Below are 10,613 nucleotides of genomic sequence, written 5' to 3' on the forward strand. Positions count from 1 at the left end.
GACGACGCCTGAGCGCCGCGGCGGGCGCCCCACCCCTTTCCCCGGAGCCCTGGGGCCTGGGGCCTGGAGTCACGGAGTCATGGAGTCACGTGGCCACGGGCCCGGTCGGCCGACTGGGCGTCAGCCGACACTCCGTCGACTCGACGTGTTCCGTTCAAGCCCCGCTTACCTCACCATGGGACCGTGCCGGTGCGCCTACGCGCGTAGCGCAGCACGTCTGTGCCGCCCCCTCCCACGGTACGAGGAGATTGACAGATGACCAGGGCTTCGAAGGCCGTCCGCCCGGCCGCGCTCGCCGCGACCGGCCTGCTGCTCGCCGCCACCGCCGCCACCCTCCAGCCGCACCCCGCCGCGGCGGCCACCACCACCGCCGGTACCACCGCCGGCACCGCCGCCACCGCGACCACCCCCAAGCGGGTGCTGTTCGACAACAGCAAGGGCGAGACCGCCGGCAACGCCGACTGGATCGTCTCCACCAGCCAGCCCGACCCGCTCGCCCAGAACGCCAACCCCGGCAGCGAGACCTCCTGGACCGGCGCCATCTCCGCCTGGGGCGTCGCCCTGCAGAAGACCGGCGCCTACAGCCTCAAGACCCTCCCGGCCGGCAGCACCATCAGCTACGGCACCGGCGCGGCGCTCGACCTCGCCAACTTCGACGAGTTCGTGCTCCCCGAGCCCAACGTCCGGCTCAGCGCCGCCGAGAAGACCGCCGTGATGAAGTTCGTCCAGAACGGCGGCGGACTGTTCCTGGTCTCCGACCACAACCAGAGCGACCGCAACAACGACGGCTGGGACTCCCCGGCCGTCATCAACGACCTGCTCACCAGCAACGGCGTCGACAACACCGACCCGTTCGGCTTCTCCGTCGACCTGCTGAACATCACCACCGACAACCCGCGCGCGATCACCGACACCACCGACCCGGTGCTCAACGGCGCCTTCGGCAAGGTCACCGGCTCGATCATCCGCAGCGGCACCACCTTCACCCTCAAGCCCGCCGACAACCCGAACGTCAAGGGCCTGCTCTACCGCACCGGCTACAGCGGCACCACCGGCGCCGCCTTCGCCACCTCCACCTTCGGCAGCGGCCGGGTCGCCATCTGGGGCGACTCCTCCCCGATCGACGACGGCACCGGCCAGTCCGGCAACACCCTCTACAACGGCTGGAACGACCCGGCCGGCACCGACGCCGCCCTCGCCCTGAACGCCACCGCCTGGCTCGCCAAGAACAGCGGCACCGGCACCGGCGGCGGCACCGGCAGCGGGTGCACCGCCGCCCAGCTGATCACCAACCCGGGCTTCGAGACCGGCTCCGCCTCCGGCTGGAGCGAGACCAACAGCAACGGCACCAGCACCGTCAACTCCAGCAGCAGCGAGCCCGCCCACAGCGGCAGCTACGACGCCTGGCTCGACGGCTACGGCGCCGCCACCACCGACACCCTCGCCCAGACGGTCGCCCTCCCGGCCGGCTGCGCCGCCTACACGCTGAGCTTCTGGCTGCACATCGACAGCGCGGCCTCCACCACCACCGCCTTCGACACCCTCACCGTCACCGCCAACGGCACCACCCTCGCGAGCTACGACAACACCGACGCCGCCGCCGGCTACCAGCAGCGCACCTTCAGCCTGGCCGGGTACGCCGGTCAGAGCGTGACGCTGAAGTTCACCGGCACCGAGGACTACACCAAGCAGACCTCGTTCGTCCTCGACGACGTCAACGTGAACGTCTCCTGATCCGCGGTGACCGCCGCGGGCCCGCCCGGAGCCCGCGGTGGCCCGGCGGTGGCCCGGCGGCGGTCCGGCGGCGGCCCGCGGCGGCGGCCACCGGCGCCGACCTGCGGAGACCGCGGGGCGAATCCCGCTTCCCGGGCCGCGCGACGGCAGGCATGATGGCCCGATGAACCGCACCGACCAGCGCTTCCACGTCATCGTGCTGTCGAACTTCGCGAAGGGCTTCGACAAGTACGCGCTCACCTACGGCAAGGCAGGCATCCCGGAGAGCACCTTCCCGGACAGGTTCCACCTGCTGACCCGGGCGGAGCTGGGCATCGGCACCGCCAAGGCCGGGCGGCTGCTGGAGCGGCTGGCCATACCGGGCGACCGGCTGCTGGTGCTGGAGACCGAGGTCGACCCGGACGCCCTGGTGCCCAACGAGGCCACCGGCCTCGGCACGGAGCTGCACCGGGACCGCATCCGGCTGTCGGCCGTCCACGAACCCGCCGTGGAGCCGGACGGGCGGATCACCCTGGAGCCGACCACCGTCGAGGACGCGATGGCCGCCTCGCTGCGGCTCAACCCCGACCTGGCGGCCTACGCCGACCTGCGGCCGCGCTCGGTCTCGGTCCTGCCGGTGGCCGCCGCCTGCCAGGCCAAGTGCTCGTTCTGCTTCTCCGCCGCCTCGATCTCCAGCGACCAGCCGCCCGCCCGCGTCCCGTGGGACACCGTCACCGCCTGGCTGGAGCGCGGCCGCGCGGCGGGCGCCGAGCGGGCGGTGATCACCGGCGGCGGCGAACCCACCCTGCTCCCGTTCGAGCAGCAGCTGCGCCTGGTGTCCGCCTGCGCGGCCGCCTTCCCGAAGACCGTCCTGATCAGCAACGCGCACAACCTGGCCAAGCTCGCCCCCGCCGAACGGGCCGACCGGCTGGCCGAGCTGGCCGCCGCCGGCCTGAGCGTCCTCGCCGTCTCCCGGCACCACCAGGACGACGACGCCAGCGAGCGGCTGATGGCGCTGCGCACCCCGGTCGGCGAGGTCGCCGACACCTGGCGGGCCGGACGCGAACGCTGGCCCGGACTGCGGATGCGGCTGATCTGCGTGCTCCAGCACGGCGGCGTCGCCGACGGGGACGGCGTCGCCGCCTACCTCTCCTGGGCCGCCGCCCACGGCGTCGAGGAGGTCTGCTTCAAGGAGCTCTACGTCTCCACCAGCACCGAATCGCTCTACCACGACCACGCCGCCAACCGCTGGAGCCGCGACCACCAGGTCTCGCTGTCGGTGGTCACCGGCTTCGCCGAGCGGCACGGCTTCACGGAGGCGAGCCGGCTGCCCTGGGGCGCGCCGGTCTTCGACGGCAGCTGGGACGGCCGCCCGATGCGGATCGCCGCCTACACCGAACCCAGCCTGCTCTGGGAACGCACCCACGGCGTCGCCCGCAGCTGGAACGTCCTGGCCGACGGCCGCTGCTACGCCTCCCTGGAGGACCGGGCCAGCGAGATCCTCCCGACCGGGGCCGCCGGGGCCGCCGGGGCCACCGGGGTCGCCGGCGTCGGGGTCGGGGCAGCCGGAGCCACCGGGGCTCTCCCGCTGGAGGTCCTCCCGGCGGCGGAAGGAGCGACGGCATGAGGTTCGACGAGTTCCAGGAGTCGCGGCAGCAGCGGCTGGCCGCCGACCCGTCCCTGCTGGACGCCGCCGAGACCAACGTCTACCGGGCGCTCGCCGCGCTGCGCCCCGAACCCCCGCTGCGCCCCGAACCGGCAGAAGGCGACGGCGACGGCACCCGCACGGTGTACCGCTGCGACCTGGCCCGCACCTGGCTGCGCCGCTACGACCTGCCCGAGCAGTGGTCGCGCCGCGCCATGGTCAGCCGCGGCGTCCGGCACGGGCTCGACCTGCTGTTCCGGCAGCTGGGCGGCGCGGACGCCCGGCTGTGGCTGCCCGCCGACGTGTACCCGGTCTACTTCGAGCTGGCCCGCGCCGCCGGGCTCGCCCCCGGCTCCTACCCGACGCTGCCCGCCCCCGCCCCGCCGCAGGACCCGCCGACCGCCGGGCGCCCCGAGTACCTGCTGCTCGCCAACCCCAGCAAGCCGCTCGGCCGCCACCTCACCGACGCCGAGTGCGCCGAACTGGCCGGCTGGCTGGAGCGCTCCCCGCACCGGCGCCTGCTGATCGACGCCGTCTACGACCTGGGCACCCCGTTCGCCCCCGGCACCCGGCGGCTGCTGGAGACCGGCCGCGCCGTCCTGCTGCACTCGGTCACCAAGGGCTGGCTGCACCCCCGCACCTTCGGGATCGTCCTGCTCGGGCCGGACGACAGCGCGATGGCCGAGGCGTTCCGGGGCGACCCGCCCGGCCAGGAGCAACTCCGGCTGGCCGAAAGCCTGTTGACCGACCACCCGGACACTCCCCGGCAGGTCGCCGAGGCGCTGGCCGTCCGCGCCGAACGGCTCCTGGCCGCGCTGCCCGACGCTGTCCGGGCCGGGATCCCCGAGGAGGTCCGCAGCAGCCCGGGTAACTACTTCTTCCCGGTGGACACCCCGGCCGAGGCCCTGCTGGCCGAGCACGGCCTGCTCGCCCTGCCCGCCACCGTCTTCGGCGAGACCCGCTGGGGCGGCTCCGTCCTCACCAGCCTCGCCGACCGCTTCGCCCCCGCCACTCCCGCACCCACCCCGGAGAACGCCCGATGAAGCCGTTGCAGGACCTCGCCGTCTACGACGACGCCGACTTCTACGACCGGGAGTTCGCCACCCGCGAGCACGACGTCCCGTTCTTCCTCGACCAGGCCGTCAGGGCCGGCGGCCCGGTGCTGGAGGTGGCCTGCGGCACCGGCCGGATCACCCTGCCGATCGCCCGCGCGGGCGTCGACGTCACCGGCCTCGACGTGATGCCCAGCATGCTCGCCGTCGCCCGCCGCCGCTCCGCCGCCGAGGGCCTGCCCGTCGAGTGGCTCGAACAGGACTGCCGCGACATCCGCACCGACCGCCGCTTCGCCCTGGTGTTCTCCGCCACCAACGCCATGCAGCACCTGCACGACCTGGACTCCGTGCTCGCCTTCCTCACCTCGGCCCGCGAAGTCCTGCTGCCCGGCGGCACGCTGCTGCTGGACGTCTTCAACCCCTCCCCGGCCAAGCTCGCCCGCCGCCCCGACGCCCCCTACCACCACAAGTCGGTCACCGACCTGGACGGCACCGAGCTCGACGTCCGCGCCGCCACCGGCTACGACGCGGCCACCCAGGTGCTCCACTTCACCCTCGACTACCTGCGCGGGGGCGAGCCGGTGCGCACCAAGAAGGTCAGCATGCGCTGCTTCTTCCCGGAGGAGTTGCTCGCCCTGTGCCGGCTGGCCGGCCTCGAGGTGGTCGAGCGGCACGGCGACTACGACCGCTCCCCGTTCACCGGTACCTCGCCCAAGCAGATCCTGGTCTGCCGGGCGGGCACCGTCAACCGGCCGCGTTAGCAGGGGAGTTCGGCGTCTGCCCGGAGCACCGTGTACGGCAGCGGGTCGAAGCCGTTGAAGCCCTGGGTCAGGTAGCTGACCGCGTACGCGCCGCTGGACAGGATCCACACCGGGTCGCCGGAGGCCACCGCCCGGGGCACCGGCACCCGGCCGGTCGCGTACCCGTGCGGGAACGCGTCGTCGCTGTCGCAGGTCGGGCCCGCCACCACGGCCGGGACGCACTCCCGGCCGGGGTGGGTGGGGAAGACCAGCCGGTACTGCAACTGGTCCATCTCGTACAGCCCGTTGTACTTCCCGCAGCCCAGGTAGAGCCAGTGCTCCCGCTCGCCGTCCGGCTGCTGGCGGTGCGTCAGCCGGTAGACCCGGGTGCGGATCGCGCCCTGGTCGGCGACCAGGTGGCGGCCGGGCTCCAGCACGAAGTCCAGCTCGCCGCCGTGCAGGCCGCGCAGCCGGTCGAGGCCCCGCCGGACGGTCCGGAAGATCTCCCCGAGCGGCGGGTCGAGGGCGGTGCCGTGCCGGTCCACGTAGCCCAGGGCGGGCAGGCCGCCGCCGAGGTTGACGTGGTCGGGCCGGATCCCGTGCCGCCGGAGCTCGACCAGCACCCCGCCGATCAGCTCGAAGGCCGCCGTCCACGCCTCGGCGGTCAGCTGCTGCGAGCCGACGTGCACCGAGAGCCCGGCCGGGGTCAGCCCGGCGGCCCGGGCGGCCGCCAGCACCTCGACGGCGTCCGCCGGGGAGCAGCCGAACTTGCGGCTGAGCCCCCAGAGCGCCCCCGCGCCGCTGGTGGCGATCCGGCAGAACACCCGTGCGCCCGGGGCGTGTTCGGCGATCGCGGCGACGTCCGGGAGGCTGTCGGTGGCGAAGTCCCGGACGCCCAGGCGGTACGCCTCGGCGATGCCCTGGTCCGACTTGACGGTGTTGCCGTAGTGCACCCGGCCGACCGGGACGCCGGTGCGCAGCGCCTGGGCGATCTCGTTCGGGCTGGCGGCGTCGAACCCGGCGCCGAGCGCGGCCAGTTCGGCCAGCACCTCGTCCACCGGGCAGGCTTTCAGCGCGAACCGGACGTCGACGCCCGGCAGTTCGTCCAGCAGGGCGGTGTAGACCCGGGCGATGCCGGCCAGGTCGTAGAAGATCCGGTCGTCGGTGGCGCCGGCCAGCGCGGCGCGCAGCGCGGGGGTGAGGGAGCCGGGGGTGAGGGAGCCGGGGGCGGCGGTCAGGTTCAACGGGCCCGGCCTCCGCCGTGCGGGAGTTCCGCCCCGCGGTGCCGCATCACTTCCCGTACGGCGCAGCGCAGTTGCTCGCGGCTCGGCTGCAGGGCGCGGTCCAGTGCGGGGGCGAACGGCAGCACGGTGCCGTCCGGCCGGGTGATTCGCCGGGGCGGGGCGAGCAGCCGCATCCCCTCGGCGGCGGTGGCCAGCACCTCGGCGCCGATGCCGCAGCTGCGGTTGGAGTCGTCGATGACGACCAGCCGCCCGGTGCGCTCCAGCGAGGCGGCCAGTGCCGCCCAGTCGAAGGGGTACAGGGTGCGCGGGTCGAACACCTCGACGGAGACCTCCGGGGCCAGCTCCTCGGCGACGGCCAGCGCGTCGTGCACCAGGTGGCCGACGGCGACCACGGTGACGTCGGTGCCCGCGCGGTGGATCCGGGCCTCGCCGAGCGGGACGGGCGCCAGCTCCCACGTCACGGTCTCCCGCACCGGCAGGGCGGCCGCCGGGGCGAACAGCACCACCGGGTCCGGGTCGGCGATCGCCGAGCGCAGCAGCCCGTAGGCGTCGGTGGGCGTGGCCGGGACGACGGTCTTCACCCCGGCGTGCGCGAACAGGCCGTACGGGTGGTCGGAGTGCTGCCCGGCCCAGCCGTCCCGGGAGCCGGAGCCCGGCACCAGGCAGGTCAGCGGGACGGCGGCCTGGCCGCCGGTCATCAGCGAGAACTTGTGGGCCTGGTTGACGAGTTGCTCGAAGACCAGGAACAGCAGCGAGGGGATCTGGAACTCGATCACCGGCCGCCGCCCGGTCAGCGCGGCGCCGATCGCCATCGAGGTGAACGCCTGCTCGGAGAGCGGGGTGTCGACGATCCGGCCGGGGCCGAAGCGGTCGAGCAGGTTGAGGGTGGGCCCGGCCATCCCGGCGCCGATGTCCTCGCCGAACACGCAGACCGCAGGGTCCGCGGCGAGGGCGTCGGCGAGCGCCCGGTTGAGCGCCTTGGTGTAGGAGAGCCTCATCCGCCGTACCCCGCCCTCGGCCGCCGCCCGTCGGCGTACAGGTGATCCAACGCGCCTGCCGGGGACGGGAGTTCGGAGGCGAGCGCGAACTCCCGGGCGGCGTCCAGCTGTTGCCGCACCGAGGCGTCCAACTGCCCGGCCAGGCCGGGCGGCAGGAGCGCGGCGGCGCGCGGCAGCGGGTCGAGGGCGCGCCAGTCGGCGACCTCCTCGGGGGTGCGGTAGCGCAGTTTCATCAGCCGTTCCATGGTGTGGTGCCCCTCGAAGCGGTAGGTGCGGCACCTGAGGAAGCCGGGGCCGCCGCCGGCCGCCGCCCGCTCGACGGCTTCGGCGGCCGCCGCGCGGACGGCCTCGGTGTCCATCCCGTCCACCTCGGCGGCGGGGATCCCGAAGGCGGCGGCCCGGCCGGTGGCGCTGCCCGCCACCGCGGTAGCGGCGGGCAGCGTGGTGGCGTAGCCGTTGTCCTCGCAGACGAACAGCACCGGCAGCCGCCACATCGCGGCCAGGTTGAAGGACTCCAGCAGGACGCCCTGGTTGAGCGCGCCGTCGCCGAAGAAGGCGACCGCCACCCGGTCCTCGCCGGCCTGCCGGGCCGACCAGGCCGCGCCGACCGCGATCGCCCCGCCCGCGCCGACCATCCCGTTGGCGCCCAGCACGCCGAGCGAGAAGTCCGCGGCGTGCATCGAGCCGCCCCGGCCCTTGTTCAACCCGCCGGTGCGGCCCAGGAGTTCGGCCAGCAGCCGGCCCGGGTCGGCGCCCTTGGCGAGCACGTGGCCGTGCCCCCGGTGGGTGGAGGTGATCCGGTCCCGCGGGCGCAGCGCCGCGCAGACGCCGACCGCCACCGCCTCCTGCCCGATGTACGGGTGGATGCCGCCGGTGATCTCCCCGGAGCGCACCAGGCCGAGCGCGAGCTCCTCGAAGCCGCGGACCAGCCGCAGCATTCGGTACCGCCCGGCGGGGGAGCCCAGGTCGGCGGGAGAGCCCGGGGTGCCGGGGGAGCCCGGGGTGCCGGGGGAGCCCGGGGCGGCGGGCGTGCCGGGGCCGACCGGATCGTGCTGGGTCACCGGGCTTCCCGCCAGACGACCGGGCAGATCTCCGGGTCGGCGTAGTCGGGGCGGCCGTCGGCGGTGCGCCGGACCACCGCGTCGTGGTTGTAGGAGGCGGGGGAGCCGTCCGGGCGGGTGGCGTGCCGGTACTGGTTGGCGCCGTCCTGGAGGTGCAGCGAGATCGCCCGGCGCGGGATGCCGGCCAGGTTGGCGCCGCTGCCGTGGTAGGTGCGGCAGTGGTGGAAGCTGACGTGCCCCTTCGGGATGACCACCGGGACCTTGCGGACCTCGGCGCCGTTGTGGGCGGCGTTGGCGGCCAGGATCGCCTCCAGTTCGGAGCGGTCGCGCCGGGCGAAGTGCCGGGTGGCGTCCTCGGCGGAGGGCAGCTCCCGCCAGCGGTTGCTGCCGTCGACCATGGTGATGGTGCCGTTCTCCACCCCGCAGTCGTGGAACGGCACGAAGGCGGTCAGCATGTCCTCCGAGGAGGAGGTGTGCCAGTAGTGCTTGTCGAAGTGCCACGGCACCTGGTTGGAGGGCTCCTCGGGCACCGGCGGCTTGAGGATCAGCGTCGACTGGAAGACCCGGATCTCCGCGGCCCCGGCGAGCAGCGCGGCGACGGCGCCGACCAGCGGCTTGCACAGGGCCGCGGCGATCGCGTCGCTCTCGTAGTGCACGTAGTCGTTGTGCCGCTGGACCGGCCCGTGCGCGGGCTCCCAGGCGGCCAGGTTCGGCGGCCGGACGGCCAGGGTGCGGTCCCGGTGGCCCTCGTAGTAGTCGTCGGTGGCGGCCTGGAGGGCGTCGATCTCCGCGTCGGTGAACAGCTTTCGGGAGAGGTACCAGCCGTGCTCGCGGTAGCCGGCCACCTCCTCGGGGGTGGGCAGCAGGGCGCGCTCGGCCGCGGTCAGCTCGAACTCGGTCACGGTGGTCATGGGGCGGGCCTCCTCGGAGGGGTGGACGGGGCGGGTCAGGCGGAGGCGGAGGCGGTGGCGCGCTGGCGTTCGACGGCCTCGTACAGGGCCTTGATGTTGGCGGTGCCGAAGGTGCCCGCGCCCTGGCGCTCGATCACCTCCAGGAAGAAGGTCCGCCGCGGGTGGGTGGAGCGGGCGAAGATCTGGAACAGCTGGCCGCCGTGGTCCTGGTCGACCAGCACGTTCAGCTCGCGCAGCGTCTCCACCGGGATCGCGGTGCCGCCGAGCCGCTCGGCCAGGCCGTCGTAGTAGGCGCCCGGGGTGGTGAGGAACTCGACGCCGTGCGCGCCCGCGGTGCGGACGGCGGTGGCGATGTCGCCGGTGCGGAAGGCCAGGTGCTGGACGCCCGCGCCGTCGTGGTCGGCCAGGAAGGTGTCGATCTGCCCGGCCCGGCGGCCGGTGTCCGGCTCGATCAGGGTGAAGGTGACGTCCCCGGAGGGGCTCTGCACCACGCTGGAGTCCATCGCCTGCTCGCCGACCGCGATGTACTCGCCGAAGATCCGGTGCATGCCGAGCGCGGCCTCGCAGAACAGCACGGCCCGCGCCAACTCCCCGGCGGGCACGCAGATCGCGACGTGGTCGAGGGCGTCCAGCAGCCCGCCGCCGGCCGACTCCGGGGCGTCCGGCAGCCCGACGAAGCGCAGCGCGGTGTCGCCGAACCCGGCGATCAGCGCGCCGTCCCGGTCCAGCACCTCGGCGCCGTGCCGCTCGGCGCGCTCCAGCGCGGCCGCCGGGTCGGCGCAGCCGAGCGCCAGCACGGCGACGCCCTCGCCGTGCCGCTCGACGTAGCGGGCCACCGGGTGGTCGGTGTTCTCGCTGGAGCGCAACCGCAGCCGGATGCTGCCCTGGTGGAGGTGGACGGCCCGCACCCCGGGCCGCCACACCGGCTGCTCGGCGTCGCGCCGGAAGCCGAAACCGGTCTGCAGTTCGGTGGCGGTCTGCGCGGCGTCCGCACAGTGGTACTCGACATGGGTGATCGTCTGGATCGACAACGTGACTCCCTGCAAGCGGAGTTGAGAGCGAAAGGGCTGACCGGCCCGAACGGGCCGTCCGGTCGGCCTACTTGGCGGTACGGGTGGGCGTCGGCCCGAAGACCAGGCTGGTGTTGTGGCCGCCGAACGCGAAGGCGTTGCTCAGCGCGGCCCGCAGCCGGACCGGCCGGGCCGCGCCGCGGACGTGGTCCAGGTCGCAGGCCGGGTCGGGCTCGTCC

At 74.4% G+C, this 10,613-nt stretch carries 9 protein-coding genes; 4 read left to right on the plus strand and 5 right to left on the minus strand.

All coding sequences use genetic code 11. From position 1 onward, the window contains the following. The first annotated feature begins 255 nt into the window (after positions 1 to 255). From ACFUEL_RS26095 to ACFUEL_RS26110, 4 genes are all read left to right on the plus strand, one after another. On the plus strand, positions 256 to 1,734 hold the full coding sequence (locus ACFUEL_RS26095) for a hydrolase (RefSeq protein WP_380239199.1): 1,479 nt from the start codon (positions 256 to 258) through the stop codon (positions 1,732 to 1,734). A 163-nt stretch (positions 1,735 to 1,897) separates the two neighbouring features. Continuing rightward, positions 1,898 to 3,340, plus strand: coding sequence for a radical SAM protein (locus ACFUEL_RS26100; protein WP_380239200.1), 1,443 nt, complete (start codon positions 1,898 to 1,900; stop codon positions 3,338 to 3,340). Next, entirely contained in the window at positions 3,337 to 4,401 is a 1,065-nt protein-coding gene (locus ACFUEL_RS26105; protein ID WP_380239201.1) for an aminotransferase class I/II-fold pyridoxal phosphate-dependent enzyme, read from the plus strand. Before ACFUEL_RS26100 ends, ACFUEL_RS26105 begins: the two co-directional genes overlap by 4 nt. Further along, the gene (locus tag ACFUEL_RS26110; RefSeq protein ID WP_380239202.1) at positions 4,398 to 5,171 is read left to right on the plus strand and encodes a class I SAM-dependent methyltransferase; all 774 of its coding nucleotides are present in this window, start codon (positions 4,398 to 4,400) and stop codon (positions 5,169 to 5,171) included. The genes ACFUEL_RS26105 and ACFUEL_RS26110 overlap by 4 nt, the downstream gene beginning before the upstream one ends. Here the strand turns inward: ACFUEL_RS26110 and ACFUEL_RS26115 are convergent. From ACFUEL_RS26115 to hppD, 5 genes are read right to left on the minus strand one after another with little or no spacing between them, the layout of a single operon-like run. Beyond that, a complete protein-coding gene (locus tag ACFUEL_RS26115) occupies positions 5,168 to 6,394 on the minus strand; it encodes a type III PLP-dependent enzyme (protein ID WP_380239203.1) in 1,227 nt (408 codons plus the stop codon). The two genes, ACFUEL_RS26110 and ACFUEL_RS26115, sit on opposite strands and share 4 nt — an antisense overlap. Next, the gene (locus ACFUEL_RS26120; protein WP_380239204.1) at positions 6,391 to 7,392 is read right to left on the minus strand and encodes an alpha-ketoacid dehydrogenase subunit beta; all 1,002 of its coding nucleotides are present in this window, start codon (positions 7,390 to 7,392) and stop codon (positions 6,391 to 6,393) included. The genes ACFUEL_RS26115 and ACFUEL_RS26120 overlap by 4 nt, the downstream gene beginning before the upstream one ends. Then, positions 7,389 to 8,453, minus strand: a complete 1,065-nt coding sequence (locus tag ACFUEL_RS26125) for a thiamine pyrophosphate-dependent dehydrogenase E1 component subunit alpha (protein WP_380239205.1) — start codon at positions 8,451 to 8,453, stop codon at positions 7,389 to 7,391. Before ACFUEL_RS26125 ends, ACFUEL_RS26120 begins: the two co-directional genes overlap by 4 nt. After that, positions 8,450 to 9,364: a phytanoyl-CoA dioxygenase family protein gene (locus ACFUEL_RS26130; protein WP_380239206.1), complete on the minus strand. Its 915-nt coding sequence runs from the start codon at positions 9,362 to 9,364 to the stop codon at positions 8,450 to 8,452. The genes ACFUEL_RS26125 and ACFUEL_RS26130 overlap by 4 nt, the downstream gene beginning before the upstream one ends. Positions 9,365 to 9,399: 35 nt before the next feature. Further along, entirely contained in the window at positions 9,400 to 10,395 is a 996-nt protein-coding gene (gene hppD / locus ACFUEL_RS26135; RefSeq protein WP_380239207.1) for a 4-hydroxyphenylpyruvate dioxygenase, read from the minus strand. Positions 10,396 to 10,613 lie beyond the last annotated feature (218 nt).

This window comes from Kitasatospora sp. NPDC057198, from assembly GCF_042670125.1.
GTDB lineage: Bacteria > Actinomycetota > Actinomycetes > Streptomycetales > Streptomycetaceae > Kitasatospora.

What these genes read in the sequence shown, in the direction of transcription:
- ACFUEL_RS26095 (WP_380239199.1), top strand. Translation starts at nt 256, where the DNA reads ATGACCAGGGCTTCGAAGGCCGTCCGCCCGGCCGCGCTCGCCGCGACC.
- ACFUEL_RS26100 (WP_380239200.1), top strand. Translation starts at nt 1,898, where the DNA reads ATGAACCGCACCGACCAGCGCTTCCACGTCATCGTGCTGTCGAACTTC.
- ACFUEL_RS26105 (WP_380239201.1), top strand. Translation starts at nt 3,337, where the DNA reads ATGAGGTTCGACGAGTTCCAGGAGTCGCGGCAGCAGCGGCTGGCCGCC.
- ACFUEL_RS26110 (WP_380239202.1), top strand. Translation starts at nt 4,398, where the DNA reads ATGAAGCCGTTGCAGGACCTCGCCGTCTACGACGACGCCGACTTCTAC.
- ACFUEL_RS26120 (WP_380239204.1), bottom strand. Translation starts at nt 7,392, where the DNA reads ATGAGGCTCTCCTACACCAAGGCGCTCAACCGGGCGCTCGCCGACGCC.
- ACFUEL_RS26130 (WP_380239206.1), bottom strand. Translation starts at nt 9,364, where the DNA reads ATGACCACCGTGACCGAGTTCGAGCTGACCGCGGCCGAGCGCGCCCTG.